Here is a 21102-nt window from a genome sequence, read left to right on the forward strand (position 1 = left end):
TATTATTCCTCTTTGAACCAACTGGAATACATGACATAATTATTAGAAATACGTTCGATTTCACCTGCAAAATCAGATTGGTCAATATCTTTCACCTTTCTGGCAGGAACTCCAGCCCAAATAGAACCGGAAGCAACAACTGTATTTTGAGTGATGACAGCACCAGCAGCCACAATCGAATTACTTTCGATGATACAATTGTCCATCACAATTGCTCCCATACCGATTAGCACATTATCGTGAACCGTACAACCATGTACAATTGCGTTGTGGCCAATAGAAACATTATTTCCTATAATAGTTGGGTGTTTTTTGTACGTACAATGAATAACTGCTCCATCTTGAATGTTTACTTTATCGCCGATTTTGATAAAATTGACATCACCACGAATTACAGCATTAAACCAAACACTACAATTTGCACCAAAGGTAACATCGCCAACAATAGTGGCATTTTCGGCTACATAACAGTCTTCTGGAATAGAAGGCGATTTGCCGTTAACGGATTTTATTAGCATGATAAAATGAATTAATTAATTGCCGGACAATTGCAATCGTATTTTACTGGTTTACAAAACAAATCAACTCCTAAGGTAATTTGGTGATAGCCACCATTATCAAACTTTACAGCTCCAGACAATTGAGAATAGGTATAAGCAAACATAAACTTATCAAAATTTACACCTACAATTGGAGTAATGTATTGTAGTTTTTGTTTTGAAATCGTGTTGCCGTCAATATATTCAGCACCATCAAAACTTCTTCGATAGGACAGTCCGCCCCAAACTCTTCCAAAATTTAAATTTTTGTAGGCTTTCAAATTTACGTCAATCGCTTTTTCATTCGTTTTTTCAACCATTTGAAATAAAACAGAAGGCTCCCATAATATTTTGTCTCGATTTCCAAAAATATAACCGGCACTTAACAAATATTTCCGTAAATTATCACTTTCATATTCCGTGTAAATATCTCTTCTGGTCTCGATGACATTTTTCACGGTTGCATGCGCATAAAAATCCAGAAAATTATACGAAGCTCCAATATCTACATTAAAATAAGAATCCTTTTGCACCACAGTTCCATCAATAATTGGATCAAAATCACCCGACTGCCTGAATTCTGTTTCGTCCAATTGGCTTTGAATTAAACCTGCACTCATACCAAAAGACAATTGATTTAAGTCGATTTCATCTCGCGAAAACATTAGATGATAGGCATACGTAAATTTGATTCCTTTTTGAGAATGATATCCGTTTTTATCATTAAAAAGAATAACCCCAGCTCCGGCTTTTTCTCCTACTCTACCATTAAAACTAAGTGTTTGTAATTCCGGTGCATCTTCCTGATCAAACCACTGCTTGCGTCCTGTTAACCTAATTTTAGCACAGTTTGCGGCACCAGCCATGGAAGGATGTATCAGGTAATAATTATCCGATAGATAATCGGAATATACAGGAATTCCTTCTTGAGAAAAAGAATATTGAGATATAAATAATAAGACGGCTAATATTCTAATTTTATGATACATCGAAATACTTTTAGTAAAATGAATAATTCCAAATCAATATAAATTTTTGTACTAAAAAAGTGATTTACCTAATTCGAAAATTAAACTAAAGTTAATTTATTCATTAAAAAACCAAATATAGTTATTCGTAGAAAATAACTTTAGTAAATTTGTGAAAATTTCAAAAGCCATGAACAAAGTTACTATAAAAGAAACACAAAACCCAACCATACTAAAGTTTGAATTTCAAGAATTTATAACTCAAAATGAAAGTTTTGAATTTAAAAACATTGATGAAGCAAAAACATCTCCGTTGGCACAGCAATTGTTTTACCTGCCCTTTGTAAAAACGATTTATATATCTGGAAATTTTATCGCAATCGAAAAATACAATATTGTGGAATGGGAAGATGTTAAAGATGCTGTAGCAGAACAAATTGAAAAATTTGTAACTGATGGTGGGACAATAATCACTGTTGACGAAAATAAAACTAAAAAACAGCCCGTAACCGTTTATGGAGAATCCACTCCAAATCCTGCTGCTTTAAAATTTGTAGTAAGCAAAATGCTGACTAAAAATGCGATAGAATTCAAAAACATTGATCAAACTGCTGCTTCACCGTTAGCTAAAGAGCTTTTCAAATTTCCTTATGTAAAAGAAATTTTTATTGATGAAAATTATATTTCTGTAACCAAATATGAAATCAATGAGTGGCAGGAAATAACCTTAGAATTAAGAAGTTTCATCAAACAGTATATTGAAAACGGAGGAACTGTTTTAGACGAAAATTATGTCGCAACAGTAACCGCAGAAGAAACTTCGAAAGCAAAAGAATTTGACACTCTGGATGTGACATCGCAACAAATCATCAATATATTAGAGGAATATGTTAAACCTGCCGTACAAGCCGACGGTGGAAATATAGCTTTTGATTCATACAATGAAAGTGACAAAACCGTAAAAGTCATCTTACAAGGTGCTTGCAGCGGTTGTCCCTCTTCTACTTTTACCTTAAAAAGCGGTATCGAAAACATGTTGAAAAGTATGTTGAATGATGAAAGTATCAAAGTTGAGGCTGTAAACGCGTAAACATAAAGTACTATCACATTGACAATCTTATTGTTAATATAAATTTTTTCCTTTTTAAATGTTCAATTTAAAAAAAATTGGTAAATTTATATTTCACTTAACAAATAGAAATCATGTCAATATTAAAAGTAATTGAAATACTTTCAAGCTCTGAAATAAGTTGGGAAGATGCAGCCCGAAAAGGTGTTGCTAAGGCGTCAAAATCAGTAAAACACATCCGTTCTGTCTATGTTCATGAACAAAGCGCAACGGTAAGTGATGGTGGTATTACAGAATTTCGAGTGAACCTGAAATTGACGTTCGAACTCGAATAAAGAAATTATAAAACAAAATTAAAGCGTTTCATTTGAGACGCTTTTTTTATTTTTAGGAGCTATTTCCCGTTATCCGTTGCAATCTTTCTCGTCCTGAAAAAATTCAGGACGAGAAAGGATTTCCACTACTACCGGGGCTAAAAACGACCTCATGAACGAACTAAATTTAGAAACCAGTCCATATTTATTACAACACGCCAACAATCCTGTACACTGGAAAGCTTGGAACCCAAAATCATTGGCAGCAGCTAAGGAAAATAACAAACTCATAATCATAAGCATTGGTTATTCCGCTTGTCATTGGTGCCATGTTATGGAACACGAAAGTTTTGAAGATGCAGCAGTCGCACAAATAATGAATGCGCATTTTATTGCAATCAAAGTCGATCGGGAAGAACGCCCGGATGTTGATGCCGTTTACATGAAAGCAGTCCAAATAATGACCGGTAGCGGCGGATGGCCCTTAAACCTAGTGACACTTCCTGACGGTAGACCAGTTTGGGGTGGCACCTATTTTAAAAAAAAGGAATGGATACAAACCCTGGAACAATTGCAGGAATTCTATCAATCACACCCTGAAAAAATGATTGATTATGCCGAGAAATTACATCAGGGAATTCAAGCCACCGGACTGATACAAAACGAGGAACCAGAAACTGAGGTAAACCAAAACATACTGAAACTCTTAGTCGAAAAATGGAAAAAAAGTTTCGATTTGGAATTTGGCGGCATGGCCAGAGCACCTAAGTTTATGATGCCAAATAATTACCAATTCTTACTGCGTTATGGTTATCAAAAACAAGATGAAAAAGTATTGGATTTTGTAAATCTTACTTTGACCAAAATGGCGTACGGCGGTCTTTTTGACACCATCGATGGTGGATTTTCACGTTATTCCGTTGATATGAAATGGCATATTCCACATTTTGAAAAAATGTTGTACGATAACGGTCAGTTGGTTTCCTTGTACAGCGACGCATACAAATTGACTAAAAATCCTCTGTATAAAGAAGTGATTGAAAAGACACTACGTTTTGTCGAGAGAGAATTAATGAATTCGGAAGGAGGTTTTTATTCAGCTTTGGATGCTGACAGTTTAAACTCGGATAATGATCTCCAAGAAGGAGCATTTTATGCTTGGAAAATTCCAGAATTAAAGGTAATTCTCAAAAAAGATTTTAATTTATTCGGTCAGGTTTTCAGTTGCAATGCGTTTGGAGTATGGGAAGGCGAAAAATATGTTTTAATCCAAAACCAAACTTTAGACAGTATTGCAGCACAAAATAATATTCCCGTTTCAGAACTTCGAACTAAAAAAATATTTTGGGAAAATTTACTCTACAACGAAAGAGAAAAACGGCCAAAACCAAGACTTGATGACAAATGTCTAACTTCTTGGAATGCAATAATGCTGAAAGGAAATGTTGATGCTTATAAGGCTTTGGGAAATCAAAAATATTTAGATAATGCACAACAAAATGCCCTCTTTATAATAAAAAATCTCTGGTCTACTGAAGGTAATTTATTCCACAATTATAAAAACGGAAAAACCACCATCAATGGCTACATGGAAGATTATTGTTTTGTAATTGCCGCGTTTATCTCTTTGTATGAAGCAACTTTAAACGAAAAATGGCTTCAAGATTCCAAACAACTGGTAGATTACAGTTTGAAACATTTTTATGACGATAAAAAATCCTTTTTTGCTTTTACGTCAAATCTCGACGAAGCCTTGATCACCTCGCATTACGAAACCGAAGACAACGTGATTCCGGCATCTAATTCAGTGATGGCAAAAAACTTATTTCAACTGAGTATCTATTTTAATAATTCCTATTATGAAAAAATCAGCCATCAAATGCTGATGGCCGTATTACCAGGAATCGATCATCCGTCCGCATTCTCAAATTGGATGGATTTGGCTTTAAATTACTCGGAACAAAACAAAGAACTAGCCGTTTGCTGTGAAGATGCTTTAACGTATTGTGCAAAAATAAACAGTCAATATATTCCCAATGTTATTTTGGCCGGGACACAAAAAGAATCCACATTGCCTTTTTTAAATTCCCGTTACCACGACCAAGAAACACTGTTTTACCTATGTAAAAACAAAACCTGTCTTATGCCAAATACTGATTATCAACAAATTATTAATGATTTAATGAAGTAATCCTAAGAAAAATTGATTACTATTGTAAGACTAATCAAATAATAATACCATGGGACTATCTTCATTTTTTAAAAAATTATTTGGCTCAGCCAAAGAAACAGCCAATCAATTAGCGGACAAAGCAGAAACTACTTTCGAACAAGCAAAAGAAAGTGCAGCTCCTTATCTTGAAAAAGCCGGGACTTTCGCAGAAGAAACATTTGAAAAAGCGAAAGAAACCGCAACACCTTATCTTGAAAAAGCAGAAGTTTTTGCCGAAGATGCTTTTGAAAAAGTAAAAGAAACTGCTGCTCCAATTATTGAGAAAGTAGAGAATTTTACAGGACATACCAAAGAAGTAATAAGCGAACAGTCAGAGAAAACTTCAGACGCGTTGGAAAATATAGCAGACCACACTAAAGAAAAAGTTGAAAGAACAACTGATAAAGCCGAGGATTTAGCCAGCGAAGCTAAAATCGCAATGTCAGATACAGCAGAAACATTACTAGAAAAAGCGGATGCAACTGCTGACAAAATTGAAGATGCGGCCAGTGAAGCCAAAACTGTCGTTGCAGATACAGTAGAAACTTTGAAAGATAATACAGAAGAGGTAGCCGGTGAAGCTAAAACCGCTATATCACATACTGCAGAAACATTAGAAGAAAAAGCCGATGCAACTGCTGAAAAAATTAAAGATTTTGGTAGTGAAGCCAAAATAAATGCTTCAGATGCTGCTGAAAATGTTACTGAAAAAGCAAGTGAACTTGCTGATGATGCCGAAGAAGAAGCAAAACAAATTACCAAAGAAACCAAAAATAAAATAGAAGAAGACGCGGATTAATTTATTAAAAAATAATTTATTCGTATTTTTGTATTTTAAACTTAACCTTCTCCTTTGAGAAGGTTTTTTATTACACAAAAATGAATTTGAATCCAGACCAACTTACTAATTACGCCAATACTTTTCTAAACGTATTGATTGACTATTCCCCAAAATTAATTTCTGCATTTATTATTTTATTTGCTGGACTATATATCATCAGACTTATCAATAGATTCATCAGGACATTAATGGTAAGAAGGAATTTAGATCCTACACTGACACGATTTCTTGCCGATATTTTACTTTGGGTGTTGAGAGTAATATTATTTGTATCTTTTATTTCCAAGCTTGGAATTGAAACGTCTTCATTTGTTGCCATTCTTGGCGCTATGGGACTTGCTGTAGGTTTATCACTTCAGGGTTCCTTGTCTAATTTTGCCGGCGGGATGCTAATCATTCTCTTCAAACCTTTTAGAGTGAATGACATCATCGAAGCGCAAGGAGTAACCGGAACGGTGAGCGAAATACAAATATTTGTAACCAAATTAATTAATGCGAACAATCAAACTATTTTTGTACCTAATGGATCTTTATCGAATGGAAACATTATCAATTATTCGCTGCAAAAAATCAGAAGAGCTGATTTGACCATTGCCATTTCTTATGACACGGATATTAAAAAAGTTAAAGACATAATAACGGCCGTTTTAAAAAACAATCCAAAAGTATTGCAAACGCCTGCTGCCGATGTTTCCGTGAAAAACCTGACCGATAGTTCCATTCAACTAGCAGTGAGACCGTGGGCAACAAATGAAGATTTTTGGGGTGTTTATGCAGACACCTTAGAGAATTGCAAACATGCTTTTGATTCAGCTGGAATCGTGGTTCAGCCGTTTGTAAAAGAATCTTCTAAAAACAATAACAAGACTACTGATCCGCTACTGTAAAATTTATTTCTTTGGAGCGGTAATCATAAAATCTTTTAGATAATACGGTTCAAAATAAGCGACATCAACCGTGTCGTTTATTTTGAATTTTTCATAACTCAAAGCACTCATCTCCTTGGCCGAAGGATATTTTATATCCTCTAAGAAAACATAGTTGTCTTTATTTAATACTGATTTGCACTTTTCCGCACAATCACCCACGAAGTATAGTGTTTCCTGCAAATCTCCAAATGAGTTTTCAGCAATAATTTCGGCTAGAACTTCTCGTTTTTTTTCTAGAGTTGGAGAAAAAAAAGCACTGTACACTTCCATTCTTCGGGCATCAATCATTGGAATAATTAGACCACTTGATATAGTGACCTGTGACGCTAAAGCCTGCAAAGTATCAACAGCAATTAGTGGAATATCTAGTGCGTAACAGAGTCCTTTTGCAGCTGAAACGCCTATTCGCAATCCAGTGTAAGAACCTGGACCTTGACTTACTGCGATCGCTGATAAATCTTTAAACGTTATTCCGGCTTCTTTTATAATTTCTTCAATAAAAACATGAAGTCGTTCCGCATGGGAATATCCTTCTTGTGCAATTTCTTTGCAAAAAATCGTTTTCCCATCTTTTGCAAGAGCGACAGAACAATTCTTTGTCGCGGTTTCAATGTTCAGTATATAGCCCAATTTCAGATTTTGTTTTAAATTAAAAATCACAATCACAAAATTAGATTTTATGATTGTGATTTCAAAATTGTTAACGTTATAGGTTACTTTTTACTTTCTCCTTTTTCTTTATCCGTTTTTAGCATTACTCTGTCACCTGAATTCAAATCCTTCGTAACCGTTGAATAAGGTCCTGTAATCACGACATCTCCTTTTTTAAGCCCAGTCATAACTTCAATATTGGTATCGTCTTGAATGCCGGTTTTAATAATTCTAATTTTAGCTTTATCCCCAACTTTTACAAACACACACTCGAATTTTTTATCGCTTTTAGGCGCTGCTCCTTTTTGCTCTTCCTTAGGATCAACTACAACAATGTCTTTTACAGCGGCAGTGTCTGATTTTATAACAACAGCACTAATTGGTACTGATAACACATTACTTTTAGTTTCAGTAATAATGTCCACCGTTGCTGTCATTCCAGGTCTAAAAGGAGAATAGGTATCTGGTTTTCCTTCTAATAAATCTTCGTACGATTCTTTCAAAATTCTAACTTTAACTTTGAAATTAGTTACTTGATCTGCAGTCAAAGCAGAACTGGCGGAGTTTGAAATACTAGTTACAATACCTTTGAATTGTTTTTTCAAATACGCATCCACTTCCACATTAGCTTCGTCACCCACCTTTATTTTTACGATATCATTTTCATTAACATCGACTTCAACTTCCATATTATTCAAGTTGGCCACTCTCAAAATTTCTGTTCCAGTCATTTGTTGTGTCCCTAAAACGCGTTCCCCTAATTCAACGTTTAACATAGAAATAGTTCCATCTGCGGGAGCATAAATTGTAGTTCGACCTAAGTTGTCCTTAGCTTCGTTTACTGTTGCAGAGGCACTTTGAACATTAAAATAAGCATTCTGTTTGGCCGCTTTTGCTACTTCAAAGGACGCAATTGCTTTATCCCAATCAGCTTTTGAAATAATTCCTTTTTCAAACAAAGTTTTATTTCTGTCGTAATTGGATTTTGATTCTTTAAAAGAAGCATCTGCTTGGCTTAAATTTGCTCTAGTTCCTGATAAATTTGAAACCGAACGATTGTACCCCGAAGTATATAAATCCGGATTTATTTTTACCAACAAATCTCCTTTTTTAACCACTTGACCTTCTTTAACATTCAAGGAAATAATCTCTCCAGATACTTCTGATGAAATTTTTACTTCAATTTCCGGTTGAATTTTCCCTGTTGCGGAAACCGTTTCGATAATTGTCGTTGGTATCACTTGAGTAATTTCAACTTCGGTTCCTTTATCTTTATTTCCGATAACGCCCGTTTTTGAAAGTATTACAAGACCCGCAATGATTATTATTGCTCCACCTATTAGGATATAAATTGTTTTCTTAGACATAATAAATTAGTTTTTGATAAGAGGAATTCCAAAATAGAATTCTAAAATTTTGATTTTGAAGATATAATCGTACTTGGTTCTGATGACTTCTGATTGTGCATTGGTCAGTAAGGTTTGCGACTGGTTAAAATCAAAAGAGTTCATCAAACCTACATCGTATCTTTCTTTAGCATAATTATACGCTCCTTGTCTGGCTTCTAATGCGACGACTGACGATTCGTACGCATTCAACGCCCCTTTTGCATCTGTAAATGCTGTAAAAACATTTCTCTGTAAATCCAAATCTTGTTGCTCCACAGCAATTTTTGATCGTTCTAAACTCACTTTGGAACGCTCTACATTGTTTCTTACTGAAAACCCATTAAATATTGGAATCGACAATTGTGCTCCAAAAGATTGTCCTTTATTATTGCTAAATTGATTGAAAAATGGCGCTGAATTTCTCGTGCCAATTATATTTCCCATGGTATCAAATACCAGAACATCAGCGTAAGAAACCCTGCTATTAAAACTGTAGAAACCTTGTAAAGTAGGCTGAAAAGCTCCTTTTGCAATTTCAACATCTTTTTGGGCAATTTCTAAATTAGTTCTGGCAATTTTCAATTCAGTTCTGCTTTCTACCGCTTTGTCATAAATAGCGACTGGCGTTTGTGCCAAAATATTATTCCCATCTCTCATGTTTGTGTCATCCACAACATCAAAATTTTCAAAATCTTTTAACTGTAATAATTGCGCTAAACTTAATTTCGAGATTAATAATGCATTATCCGCGGCAATAACATTTTGGTTGTTTGATGCTACCGTAGCTTTGATGTCCAATAAATCGCCTCGAGGAATCGATCCTGCATTTACTAATTCTTCTGAACGAGTATATTGCTTTTGATTTATCCCCAATTGTTCTTTCTGTACTTTTAAGTTTTCTTTATTGAAAAGTACCTGCAAAAAAGCATTAGCAACATTCAAGGCAATATCTTCCTGCATTTTCAGCAATTGATATTTGGCTGCCACTATTGAAAGGTTGGCTTTGCGAAGCGTGTTCTGATTTTGCAATCCCTTATAAATATCTACACCAACATTAGCACCGGCAGAGGTAAATTGTGTCGTTTGATTTCGCAAAAGCCCTGTAGTAATATCCTGGTTTAAACCTATATTCCAAGAATGGGAAGCACTGGCGTTAAGAGAAGGAAGGAAATTCCCAATGGCTCCTTTTTTATCAATTAATGCTATTTTTGAATCCAATTCGGATTGTTTGATAGAGATGTTATTTTGTATGGCGTATTTTACACATTCCTCTAAGGTCCACATTTTTGGTTGTGCCTGAACTGCTACGCAACAAACTAACATGACAATTAAACTAAGAAAACTTCTTTTTTCCATATATTTTTGAATAAAAGCGCAGCATAGCTGCAAACAAATTTAACTTTTTCTAATAAAAACTTATGAAATAATATAAAATATTTTAATCATAAATCAGTTATAAAACAATTAGACTTTGGAACTTATCATTTGTTACAAAAATTCATAAAAAAAGAATTCTTTTGTTAATTTTGTTTTTTTAACTCCCGTAAAAATGCTGAAATTCACTTTCACTCTACTTTTATTAAGTTCGATTTTATTCGTCTCAAGTTGTGCTACAACCAATAAAATAAACGCTTTAAAACCAGAACCTGATGACGCAACACCATTAATTTACGAAAACACTCCTTCGTATATAAACATGCCTATTAGTGTCAAACTAAAAGACGTTGAGAACCAAACTAATGCAGTACTAAGCGGATTAATTTATGAAGACAATAACATTGAAGACGATGATATTGAAATGAAGGTTTGGAAGCTGGCTTCCATAACAATCAAAAATGAAACTGGCGGAAAAGGCGAGAAAATAAGAACCATTTTACCATTAAGAGCGATTGTAAAATACAGAATTGGCACCAAAAAAATGGGAGTCGAAATGTACGATACACGCGAATTTAATCTTGATGGTGTTGTGACTTTAGTAAGTGAAGTGACGTTGATAAATTGGAAACTAAACACAAAAACGGAACTAAAATCTTTAGATTGGAATGAAAGTCCAACGATTACTGTTTTTGGAAAAAATGTTCCAGTTACTTACCTAATTAATTCTGGCGTAAAACTTTTCAAATCAAAAATTGAAAAGAAAATTGACGATGCCATTGTAAAAGCTATGGATTTTAAACCAAATGTTTTGGCAGCTTTAGAGAAAATTTGCGTTCCGTTCCTGATGAATGACACGTATGAAAGTTGGCTACGAATTGTTCCTATTGAAATATACTCAACCAATGCGAAATTGAAAAATGATGCTTTCGTATTGGAAATGGGAATGAAATGTAACATGGAAACATTAATGGGGAAACAACCAGAATCCAAATTCAATGCCTCCAAAATTATCTTAAAACCCGTTACCAAAATTCCGGAAGACATTACGGCTAATATTGTTGCCATTTCGACGTATCAAGAAGCTTCAAAAATCATGACTAAGAATTTTGCGGGACAGGTATTTGGCTCGGGTTCGCAGAAAGTAAAAGTTCAAAATGTCACAATTTGGCACAAAAAAGGAAAAATGATTATTGCTTTAGAAGTATTGGGATCTGTAAATGGAACTATTTATTTAGCTGGTTTCCCCCAATATAACGACAAGACCAAAGAAGTATTTTTCGACCAACTAGATTATGTTTTAGATACAAAAAACAAATTGATGCGAACTGCAAATTGGCTTGCACAAGGGTTAGTGCTCAAAAAAATTGAACAAAGTTGCAGATACTCTATAAAACCAAACCTTGAAGAAGGTCAAAAGAGCATGATGACGTATTTAAAAAACTACTCTCCTATGCAAGGCGTTTTTGTAAATGGAAAAATAGAAGAAATTCAGTTCCAAAAAGTACAATTAACCAATCAGGCTATCATTGCCTTTATAAAAGTAAAAGGAACAGTGAACGTATCTGTAAACGGATTAAAATAGCTTGCAGTGTTCCGCACCTAGTCATAAATAGAACAATACTTTAAACTAAAATACGCTTTATTAAAATTGATTTTAAAATTGAAATAAATATCTTGTCTAAAAAACAGTAATCCTTAGCTTGTTTTTTTCTTTTTCATTCGATAAATAGCGTAGCCAATGCCCGCCACTAGAATGTAAGGAATTACCATTAAGTAAACAATACCGTCATTCACCGCTGCAGCTTGTTTTGCATTGCCTTCACTGGTCAATGCAGCGCGACACATGGCACATTGCGCATTTATAGTACCACTGAATAATCCAAAAACCATCAGAAAGGTATAAATTACGACCTTGTCCACATTATTTTTGACTTTCATTTCTGTATTCTTATCTTTAATAAACATAGTAAGGTGAAATCATTAAATAAACAACTACTCCAGTTAAAGCGACATATAACCAGATTGGGAAAGTGATTTTCGCAATTTTTTTATGCCTATCAAAATTTCCTGATAATGCTCTCACGTAGGTAATTAAAACCATCGGTATAATTGCAATTGACAAAATAATATGCGTAATCAAAATAAAGAAATAAACATATTTGATAGCTCCTTCACCTCCGAATTTAGTAGAATCAGAAGTCATGTGATACGCAACGTACATCACCAAAAAAGCAACAGATAATGCAATTGCACCAGTCATCAATCTTTCGTGAAGTTTTCTCTTACCATTCTTTATCGCAATTACCGCAGCAATTAGTAGGATAGCAGTAATTCCGTTAGTAGTAGCATAAATAGGCGGCAAAAAAGAAAGAGGTTCCACATTATAACCAAAATCTTTAAGTTTAACTCCAAACAGAATGGCCACTGCAACCGGGATTATGATTGATACCGCTATAATCAACGTATTGAATTTTTGTTCCAAAGAATTATTTTCCATTTTTATTCTTTTAATAAAATATTAATGTCCTGTTGAATGTTTCGAACTCCTTTTTTATCCAAACCATCATAATATAAAATAGGATTTCCAAAATCATCATTTCTACAACGTATGTTTCCATTTTTATCAATCAACGCAAACAAACCTGAATGTTCGAAACCACCAGCTACTTTTTTGTTTTCACCAGCATATAGATTAAATCCTTTATTGGCCAAATTAAAAATATACGCTTTGTCGCCTGTTAAAAAATTCCAGTTGGAAGATTTCGCTCCTAAGAACTTTGCGTGGTCTTTTAATACTTTTGCTGTATCATGTTCCGGATCAATTGTAATTGAAACAATTCCAAAATTAGGATTACCAAAAAAACTTTTTTCTAAAACCAACATACTTTCATTCATTTTTGGACAAATGGTAGGACAGGTGGTAAAGAAGAACTCCAATACATAGACTTTCCCTTTGTAAGTTTGATTTGTAATCTTCTTATTGTCTTGATTTATTAATTCGAATTTAGGTGCAGGACCTATTTTAAGTAATTGCCCTTCTTCTGCAGTTGCTGGATTAACGCTGTCTAAGCGCTCTCCTTGAACTACTTTGTCATTCTTAATCCTATCCACAATTTTTGGAATAGCATAAATTCCAAAAATCAAAATAATGAAGGAGATTCCTATGTATGATTTATTTTTAAACATAAAATATTAAATTTTTCTGGTGGCGTTATTGTTCTTTTTTAGCGCTGCACGATATTCATACAGAATTACTTTAAAATCATCAAGCATTTCATTACTCAACTCCGCTGGATGAAATGTATTGTAGCCTTCTTTTATATCTTTCACTAGTTTTCGACCGCGAAGATTACGTTTTTTATCAATGATGTAGACTTTTGGCGTACCGGAATGCTTATCTAATTTCTCAACTAATTTTAATTGATTATAATACTTGTTGATAGCTTCGGTTGATGCGAAAACAAAACGCCATTGCTTGACATCAGTGAAAGCTCCCAACGCATCCACCACTTTTTTAGCATCTTTTTCAGTACCGGTCGGACAAATCATCACAAACTGAACATCTTTGAACTCATGATACCTTTGATAAATTTTTTGATTTAAATTGAAAAGATTTCCTCTGTTTTTTAAGAGCTCATTACCCATAAAACCGAGAATCGTTACTTTGCCATTCAAACTAACTTTTTTACCGTCTAAAGATTGCCAATCACCCAAATCAACTGTATTAGGAGTTATGATTGGTAATTTGGTAAAACCATTAACACCAGAAGCAAAAAAAAGATATGCAACAATAGGTAAAATAAAAAGAACGAAAAGGACAATATTTTTTTTCATTGTAGTGAAAGTTATTAAAGTACAAAAATAAAAAAAGGTACGCAATGCGTACCCTCTTTTTGAATTAATATCTTATTAAAAATTCCATTTTATCGTAGAATTTTTAAAAACCTCATAAATATAATCCCCTTCTGTCAAAAGAATAAAGAGTAAGTATAATATCAGAAAAATTAGGGGAAAAACAACTGCACTTCGTAAAGTACTTTTTTCTCCTTCCATGTGCATGAAGGCATAAACTATATAATACGCTTTATAAACTGTAAGAGCGTAAAATATCCAATTCAGTAAATTCATACCCATAAAATTGTTCATATGAAGCGCATCAGGTTTTAAAATACCCAAAATAACTTCTACTACTGTAACGGCGGATAATATTCCGAAAACTTTCCAGATTCTACCTATATTAGATACGTGTTCGTGTGACATGATAATTACTTTTTGAAATTAAACTAGATAGAAAACTGTAAATACAAAAACCCAAACTAAATCGACAAAGTGCCAATAAAGACCTACTTTCTCTACCATTTCATAGCTTCTTCTTTTTTCATATGTTCCAATTAATACATTGAAAAATATAATGATGTTTATGATTACTCCAGAAAAAACGTGGAATCCGTGGAATCCAGTGATAAAGAAAAAGAAGTCAGCAAATAATTTACTTCCGTATTCGTTTCTGATCAAATTGGCGCCTTCAACAACATATTGTGCCTGACTCAATCTTGCTTCAGACTCTGCTCTTGAAAGAATTGTTTTTTTCTTCTCTTTAGTTATTACCTCCGTTCTGATTAGAATTTCAGGGTGCGCTTTGAATCCCGCTTGAACTTCAGCAACAGAGTACGATGGTAAAGCTGGCTCATCCATGAACCATTTAGCCTTATTTCTTGTCAGTTGTTCTCTTTCTTCCGGTAAAAAAGCCGCAAAATCAGCCAAAGCTACACGCTTACCGTCTTTATCCACAAATTGAAGTAAACTTCCTCCTTTTGTTTCAACAGCTCCGTATTCACCTTTGATGAAATTTTTCCATTCCCAAGCTTGAGATCCTACGAAAATCAAACCTCCAATAATGGTTAAGAACATGTAAAGAACTACTTTATTTTTTTTCATCTGATGCCCTGCATCAACAGCTAACACCATTGTTACAGATGAGAAAATCAAAATAAAAGTCATTAATGCCACGTAGTACATCGGAGCAGATACTCCATGCATAAATGGGAAGTGAGTAAACACTTCATCAGCCAAAGGCCATGTTTCAATAAATTTAAATCGAGAAAAACCATACGCGGCCAAAAATCCCGAGAATGTTAAAGCATCTGACACGATAAAAAACCACATCATTAATTTGCCATAACTTGCTCCCATTGGCTCATTGCCGCCTCCCCAAGTTTTTCCTTCACTATTTGCAGTAGTAACTGTCGCTTCCATAAAAGTTATTCGTTAAAAAGTTCCCAAATTTACGTTTTTTTCTTATTTAAAGAAATATAAAAACAAAAACAAATAAACCCACAATAAGTCAAGAAAGTGCCAGTACATTGCACCTAGTTCAATTCCAAGGGTTTGAGATGAATTGTATTTTTGTTTAAAATGATTATAAATTATAATTAGAAGTGAAATCACGCCACCCGCAAGGTGAATCAAGTGCACAACGGTAACAACGTATAAAAAAGTAGTGGTTATTGAGCTTCCGCTTCCGGTGAAATAATGACCATTATCTATTATTTGTCCAAATCCTACGAACTGTAAAACTACAAACAATATTCCTAGAACTAATGTAGTCAAAAGAAAAATTGTAGTTTTACTTTGATTGTTTTTCTGAATCGCTTTTTTAGCCAAATGAAAAGTAACGCTACATCCTATTATCGCAATAGTACTGTAATAAAAAGCTGTTGGTAATTGAAAATCCTTCAACCAGTCAGCTCTGGATTTACTTACTACAAAAGCACTGGTAAGTCCCGCAAACATCATTATCATACTTACCATTGCAAACAACAAAATCAATTTGTAGGATCTTGCCATTCTGGATTCTTGTTCCTCAGTTGTCATTATCATCTCCATAACTATCTTAAAAATTTATCAAATACATAAATCAATTGTAACAATGTAATATAAGAAACACTAACTAACATTAATGTTCTTGCCGCTTTTGCAGTTCTCAATTTATATAATCGAACAGCATAAAAAAGCATCCATAATCCAAGTAAAAATACAACAATTGCAGCAATTGGCGTCAAGTAAAAGCGTCCAGTATAACCCAATACGGGTAAAAGTGACGCTAAAATCAACCAAACAGTATATAAAATAATCTGCAAGGCAGTACCTTTATCTTTTTTACCTGTCGGCAACATAAAGAAACCTGCTTTTTCATAATCTTCATACAAAAACCATCCAATAGCCCAAAAATGCGGAAATTGCCAAAAAAACTGAATTAAAAACAAAGTTCCTGCTTCTATTCCAAATTCTCCCGTTGCCGCAACCCAACCCAACATAAAAGGTATTGCTCCCGGAAAAGCTCCAACAAAAACAGACAATGAGGTCATGGTTTTCAAAGGAGTATAAACACTCGTATACAAAAATATTGAAACGGCGCCAAACATTGCGGTTTTTGGATTGATAGTATACAGCAAAGCAATTCCTACAATCGTTAAAAGACTCGCAATAATCAAAGCCGTAACGCGAGACATTCTGCCGGCTGGAACAGGACGGTTTTTAGTTCTGTCCATCAAGGCATCCAAATCTTTTTCAATCACTTGATTGAAAGCATTTGACGCTCCCACCATACAATAGCCACCAACTGCCAATTTTAACAAAACCGTCCAATCTAATGAATGCAAATCATAAATACCCAACATAAATCCAGCGATAGACGAAAATACGACACTAATAGCTAAACGTGCCTTAGTGATTTCTCGGAAATCAATATAAATGGATTTTAATGAAAATGTACTTTGTGTTGCGTTCAATATTAGCGTTTATTTATTCTTAAAAACTTTTGCAAAAGTAGTATATCAAAAGGGATTTGACAAAAAACAATTCACAAAAAATTAATAATCAAAATACCAATTAAAAATATCAGCTCTTAATCCTAATGTTAGCCAATTAGTGCTCTGATTGAAAGTTGTTGCCGTATTTTTTGTTGGATCAAAACTCCTGTAAATATAACTTCCGAAGAGTTTTAAATTTGTTGCTGGATTTACTAAAAAACCTCCTTGAAAATCAGCAATAAAAACTGCGGTTTTATTTCCTTGTCCCACTTTTACTCCGCTATCAAACGGTCTTTTTTCATCATAATCTTTATATATATTTCCACCGTAATTGAAATTGTCTTCAGTGGTATCAAAATCCAGTCCTCGAGTTCCCATAGTAATTTTTGCGTCAGCAAAATACCTTCCTTTATGATATCGGGCAATGGCGATTAATTCTTTGAAATTCCCTCCCCATTGGTGGCCTATACTTTGGTTGTTGTGCCCATAATTTGTAATTGGCATGCTATGAGAATACACATACGGACGCACATGATTGTATTCTAATTGCAACAGTAAATTATCTACTTTGAAAGCGTTGTAGTACTTAACACCCAGCTGATAACCGTATTTATTTTTCCAACTATTATCGCCTTCTTTGACGTCTCCAAGAGAAAATTCATCTAGAATAAACTGTCCGTAAAAATTAATTTGATTGCTCCATTTGTATTTATATGTCAACCCTAAAATTGCATTTCCGCTTCTGGCCGAAGATGCAAATTCAACCGAACGATAAAAAATAATTGGATTCACAAAACTCACGTCAAATCCTCTGTCATTCGTATTAGTCCAAATCACAGATTCAAAGAAACCAAGATTTAATTTATTAGAAACATTCCAACTCAAATAATGATTTGCCATAAACTTTGTGGCATACGTTCGTTCTAATGTTACTTCCGGTCGAACATCTTTGAGCCACATGTACGTATTGGTATATTTTATTTTCCAAAAATTAGTATTTAATTTAAAATAAGGATACGGGCTTGCACCATCACTTTCTAATAAAGATCGGTATCCATCCCCAATGAAATTTCTGCCGTAACCCAACTGTAAATCGATGTGTTTACTTGGCGTAAAAGTCAAATTCGCTTCCGCCGATGGAAAATCATAGGCATCCGTTTTGAAATCTTTCGCAATTCCCACTCCAGGAATAATGGCTGGATTTCCTCCTGCAGGTCTAATTGATTCTGCGTAATTATTGAAGTAATCCGCAAAACGTCCTTGACTTTCAAAAACAGTTGTGGTAAAATTCAGCATTTTGCCCAAACCACCACGAAAATTGATTCCGCGTGTATTTACATAGGTATACGAAACATCATTTTTAGAAGCTTTACCAACTTGCAAATCAAATATAGGATTTAGTGTAAACCAATAGTCATCCCCTTGAATTTCCACCATGTTTTCATTCCATAATTTTCTCGCCCACCAACTTGAGGCTTTCTTTCTTAGCTTCTCATTTACAGCCTTAAGGTCATAATATTTAGACACTTCTGCATACGTATATGGCTTTGAAGCCGTATGATTATTACTTCCCATTTGGTTTAACGAAGCATCAAACTGCGCATAATAACTATGTGAAAACGGGATGTTCAAATGACTCTCGAACTCAGGACTATTGAATTTTTTGTACACAATACTATCCAGTTCCGTTAGCTTTTCTGTTTTGTTGGGAACGATTTTGGCTTGCGCCAAAGTTTCAGTGGCTACTGCTTCCCTAATTTTCAAAGGAATTGAAATTGTCATGGTAAACTTAGCATAAGTTGGTTTTCCATTGTATGTTGATGACTGGATTTTTGGAAATTTACCAAAAACTCTTTTCGTTTCAGCAATCAATTTCTCCTCTGTTGCATCAACATAAATCACTTTAAAAAATCCATTACTGTCTACTTCAAAAAGTACTTTTATATTGCCTTGAAAATTGTTTTGTTTCAAATCCTCCGGAACTTCAAAATTTGCAAAAACAAAATCCTGAACCTGATTATAAAAACACGTCTCTAATGCATTTGATTGTAAGTTGACGCAATCTGAAAAAACAGGAAAACGTTCCGCAGTACTCCCTGATCGAACAGTAACACTTGTAATTTCTTGCGCAGAAATTAAAAAAGAATTCAAGAGTATTAGTAAAACCAAAAATCCTTTGTTCATGCTTATTTTCTTTTTATATTTAGTATTCATCATTTGAATTTTGACCATTAGCTATCATTTTGGCACCTGAAGTTCCTATTCTTTTTACCCCTAACTGAATCATTGCAACAGCTTCTTCATAAGTTCTGACTCCGCCAGCAGCTTTTACCGGAAGAGGCGAGGCATTTTCAAGCATCATTGTTATAGCAGGAATAGTGGCGCCATTTGGTAAATCATTTTCAGTTTTGTAAAATCCGGTGGAAGACTTCACAAAAACCTGAGGAAACAGCTCTTGTTCAAAATTAGAAACAACAACATTTTTTATCACGCTTGATAATTGAATAATTTCTTTTTCAGTTAGTGCAGCCACTTCAATAATCCATTTTACAACTTTATTGTGAGCCAAACTGAATTGGGTACATTTTAGAATTTCTTCTTTGACTACATCTATTTCACCATTTTTGAAAGCTTCATAATTGCATACAAAATCCAAGTCATCTGCGCCATCCTGAATCGCCTGAGCAGCTTCTTTAAGCTTATCTTCTAATGAAGATTTCCCTTCTGGAAAATCAATTACAGTACCTATTTGGACAATCGAATTCGATTCCATAATCATTTTTTTCGCTAACGAAACCATATTCGGCCGAATCATTATAAGTTTAAAATGCTCTTCAATAGCTTCCTGAATAAATCCCTTAACGATAAGAATATTTTTTTCTTCGCTGATTCCCGCTTGTTCTTCCGTTTTTAAATAGGTGGAATCTAAATATTGCTTAATATTCATGGCGTTATCGATTTCTTAATTATAACTAATTCTGACTCACAAAAATACATTATATCTGCACATAAGTTTAATATAAAACGCTTCTATTTCTTTTTTTTAAACGTAAACCAAAGCTCCCTGCCATTTATATAAAACATGACTTTAAATAACATCCCTGAAAACATTATTTATCCCTTTCCTGAAACCTGTAAAAACAAAAAATCCCACCGAAGTGGGACTCTATTTATTTTTAAATTATCTGACCTTAGTATTTAACCCAAATAAAAGAACAAGCACTACTGCTAAAGTCGCTCCGGATACATTTGCTAAAATATCAAGTATATCTGCATGTCTGGTTGTCGTTAGTAACTCTTGTGCTATTTCGATTCCTATTCCAAAAAAAACAGAAAACAGAAACGAAGCAATCAAGGGCTTAAAACTATTTGCATCAATTGCCCGGCTTTTTAAAAACAAAAAACAAAACGTTGTAAGCACAAAATGAAAAAAGGCATGCACCAATTTATCCAAATTTGAAACATTTCCCATTGGGACATTATTCAATTGTACCAAACAAAAAAAAGCAATTATTCCAGTCCAAAGTAAAGCGGCCCAAAAATAAAGCTGTTTACGCACCTATTAATTCTTTGTATGAATCACTTGAAAGCAATCCATCAACTTCAACCATATTAGCTATTTTCACTTTGATCATCCATCCAGCACCGTAAGGATCAGAATTTACACTTTCCGGATTACTTTCTAAAGCGTCGTTGAAAGCAATGATTTCACCTGCTATTGGAAGAAACAAATCGGAAACCGTTTTTACCGCTTCCACTGTTCCAAAAACTTCATCTTTCTCTAAGGATTGATCTAAAGTTTCTACCTCAACGTAAACGATATCTCCTAATTCTTTTTGAGCAAAATCAGTAATTCCTACTGTTGCGATATCGCCTTCAATACTAACCCATTCGTGATCTTTTGTGTACTTTAAATTTGCTGGTATGTTCATCTAAATTGTAATTGATAATTATTAATTGATAATTGAAATTTTCTTTGACAAATGTAACAATCTTCTATCC

The 21102-nt window shown here is 34.1% G+C and carries 23 protein-coding genes; 6 read left to right on the plus strand and 17 right to left on the minus strand.

Annotation, left to right across the window (positions count from 1 at the left end; genetic code table 11):
- Positions 1 to 2: 2 nt before the first annotated feature.
- Positions 3 to 518: a gamma carbonic anhydrase family protein gene (locus BMZ76_RS01370; protein WP_091202831.1), complete on the minus strand. Its 516-nt coding sequence runs from the start codon at positions 516 to 518 to the stop codon at positions 3 to 5.
- An 11-nt stretch (positions 519 to 529) separates the two neighbouring features.
- Complete coding sequence (locus tag BMZ76_RS01375) at positions 530 to 1528, minus strand: PorP/SprF family type IX secretion system membrane protein (RefSeq protein ID WP_091202833.1); 999 nt, start codon at positions 1526 to 1528, stop codon at positions 530 to 532.
- 169 nt (positions 1529 to 1697) lie between these two features.
- Between BMZ76_RS01375 and BMZ76_RS01380 the strand changes: the two genes are divergently transcribed.
- The 5 genes from BMZ76_RS01380 to BMZ76_RS01400 all read left to right on the plus strand — a co-directional run bounded on the left by BMZ76_RS01380 (position 1698) and on the right by BMZ76_RS01400 (position 6830).
- Positions 1698 to 2597: a NifU family protein gene (locus BMZ76_RS01380; protein WP_091202835.1), complete on the plus strand. Its 900-nt coding sequence runs from the start codon at positions 1698 to 1700 to the stop codon at positions 2595 to 2597.
- Positions 2598 to 2710: 113 nt separating this feature from the next.
- A complete protein-coding gene (locus BMZ76_RS01385) occupies positions 2711 to 2911 on the plus strand; it encodes a dodecin family protein (protein ID WP_091202837.1) in 201 nt (66 codons plus the stop codon).
- A 151-nt stretch (positions 2912 to 3062) separates the two neighbouring features.
- The gene (locus BMZ76_RS01390) at positions 3063 to 5081 is read left to right on the plus strand and encodes a thioredoxin domain-containing protein (protein WP_091202841.1); all 2019 of its coding nucleotides are present in this window, start codon (positions 3063 to 3065) and stop codon (positions 5079 to 5081) included.
- 49 nt (positions 5082 to 5130) lie between these two features.
- Entirely contained in the window at positions 5131 to 5901 is a 771-nt protein-coding gene (locus BMZ76_RS15960; protein ID WP_208857622.1) for a hypothetical protein, read from the plus strand.
- Positions 5902 to 5981: 80 nt separating this feature from the next.
- Positions 5982 to 6830, plus strand: coding sequence for a mechanosensitive ion channel family protein (locus BMZ76_RS01400; protein WP_091202844.1), 849 nt, complete (start codon positions 5982 to 5984; stop codon positions 6828 to 6830).
- Between the two features lie 3 nt (positions 6831 to 6833).
- Here BMZ76_RS01400 and tsaB read toward each other — a convergent pair whose 3' ends face one another.
- The 3 genes from tsaB to BMZ76_RS01415 all read right to left on the minus strand — a co-directional run bounded on the left by tsaB (position 6834) and on the right by BMZ76_RS01415 (position 10267).
- Positions 6834 to 7502, minus strand: coding sequence for a tRNA (adenosine(37)-N6)-threonylcarbamoyltransferase complex dimerization subunit type 1 TsaB (tsaB, locus tag BMZ76_RS01405; RefSeq protein WP_091203087.1), 669 nt, complete (start codon positions 7500 to 7502; stop codon positions 6834 to 6836).
- Positions 7503 to 7585: 83 nt separating this feature from the next.
- On the minus strand, positions 7586 to 8890 hold the full coding sequence (locus BMZ76_RS01410) for an efflux RND transporter periplasmic adaptor subunit (protein WP_091202846.1): 1305 nt from the start codon (positions 8888 to 8890) through the stop codon (positions 7586 to 7588).
- Positions 8891 to 8896: 6 nt separating this feature from the next.
- Positions 8897 to 10267 carry a TolC family protein gene (locus BMZ76_RS01415; RefSeq protein ID WP_091202849.1) on the minus strand — a complete coding sequence of 457 codons (1371 nt, stop codon included), beginning with the start codon at positions 10265 to 10267 and terminating at the stop codon, positions 8897 to 8899.
- A 193-nt stretch (positions 10268 to 10460) separates the two neighbouring features.
- Between BMZ76_RS01415 and BMZ76_RS01420 the strand changes: the two genes are divergently transcribed.
- Positions 10461 to 11870 (plus strand): DUF4403 family protein, encoded by a 1410-nt coding sequence (locus BMZ76_RS01420; protein ID WP_091202852.1) that lies wholly within the window; start codon positions 10461 to 10463, stop codon positions 11868 to 11870.
- Between the two features lie 113 nt (positions 11871 to 11983).
- Here BMZ76_RS01420 and BMZ76_RS01425 read toward each other — a convergent pair whose 3' ends face one another.
- From BMZ76_RS01425 to gcvH, 12 genes are all read right to left on the minus strand, one after another.
- Positions 11984 to 12226 carry a hypothetical protein gene (locus BMZ76_RS01425; RefSeq protein ID WP_244281724.1) on the minus strand — a complete coding sequence of 81 codons (243 nt, stop codon included), beginning with the start codon at positions 12224 to 12226 and terminating at the stop codon, positions 11984 to 11986.
- Positions 12227 to 12242: 16 nt separating this feature from the next.
- Positions 12243 to 12785, minus strand: coding sequence for a DUF420 domain-containing protein (locus BMZ76_RS01430; protein WP_091202854.1), 543 nt, complete (start codon positions 12783 to 12785; stop codon positions 12243 to 12245).
- Between the two features lie 2 nt (positions 12786 to 12787).
- Positions 12788 to 13474: an SCO family protein gene (locus tag BMZ76_RS01435; RefSeq protein WP_091202857.1), complete on the minus strand. Its 687-nt coding sequence runs from the start codon at positions 13472 to 13474 to the stop codon at positions 12788 to 12790.
- A 6-nt stretch (positions 13475 to 13480) separates the two neighbouring features.
- Complete coding sequence (locus BMZ76_RS01440) at positions 13481 to 14122, minus strand: hypothetical protein (RefSeq protein ID WP_091202859.1); 642 nt, start codon at positions 14120 to 14122, stop codon at positions 13481 to 13483.
- A 75-nt stretch (positions 14123 to 14197) separates the two neighbouring features.
- On the minus strand, positions 14198 to 14548 hold the full coding sequence (locus BMZ76_RS01445) for a cytochrome C oxidase subunit IV family protein (RefSeq protein WP_091202862.1): 351 nt from the start codon (positions 14546 to 14548) through the stop codon (positions 14198 to 14200).
- A gap of 18 nt (positions 14549 to 14566) precedes the next feature.
- Entirely contained in the window at positions 14567 to 15544 is a 978-nt protein-coding gene (locus tag BMZ76_RS01450; protein ID WP_091202864.1) for a cytochrome c oxidase subunit 3, read from the minus strand.
- Positions 15545 to 15586: 42 nt separating this feature from the next.
- Complete coding sequence (locus BMZ76_RS01455; RefSeq protein ID WP_091202867.1) at positions 15587 to 16174, minus strand: cytochrome c oxidase subunit 3; 588 nt, start codon at positions 16172 to 16174, stop codon at positions 15587 to 15589.
- 2 nt (positions 16175 to 16176) lie between these two features.
- Positions 16177 to 17079 carry a heme o synthase gene (gene cyoE / locus BMZ76_RS01460; protein ID WP_091202870.1) on the minus strand — a complete coding sequence of 301 codons (903 nt, stop codon included), beginning with the start codon at positions 17077 to 17079 and terminating at the stop codon, positions 16177 to 16179.
- An 81-nt stretch (positions 17080 to 17160) separates the two neighbouring features.
- A complete protein-coding gene (locus tag BMZ76_RS01465) occupies positions 17161 to 19284 on the minus strand; it encodes a gliding motility protein RemB (RefSeq protein WP_091203089.1) in 2124 nt (707 codons plus the stop codon).
- Between the two features lie 19 nt (positions 19285 to 19303).
- Positions 19304 to 20047, minus strand: coding sequence for a deoxyribose-phosphate aldolase (deoC, locus tag BMZ76_RS01470; protein ID WP_091202872.1), 744 nt, complete (start codon positions 20045 to 20047; stop codon positions 19304 to 19306).
- A gap of 234 nt (positions 20048 to 20281) precedes the next feature.
- On the minus strand, positions 20282 to 20572 hold the full coding sequence (locus tag BMZ76_RS01475) for a VanZ family protein (protein ID WP_244281725.1): 291 nt from the start codon (positions 20570 to 20572) through the stop codon (positions 20282 to 20284).
- Between the two features lie 79 nt (positions 20573 to 20651).
- Positions 20652 to 21032: a glycine cleavage system protein GcvH gene (gene gcvH / locus BMZ76_RS01480; protein ID WP_091202879.1), complete on the minus strand. Its 381-nt coding sequence runs from the start codon at positions 21030 to 21032 to the stop codon at positions 20652 to 20654.
- Positions 21033 to 21102: the final 70 nt, after the last annotated feature.

Origin of the sequence: Flavobacterium xueshanense (assembly GCF_900112975.1) — a bacterium.
In the GTDB taxonomy this organism is placed as follows: Bacteria; Bacteroidota; Bacteroidia; order Flavobacteriales; family Flavobacteriaceae; genus Flavobacterium; species Flavobacterium xueshanense.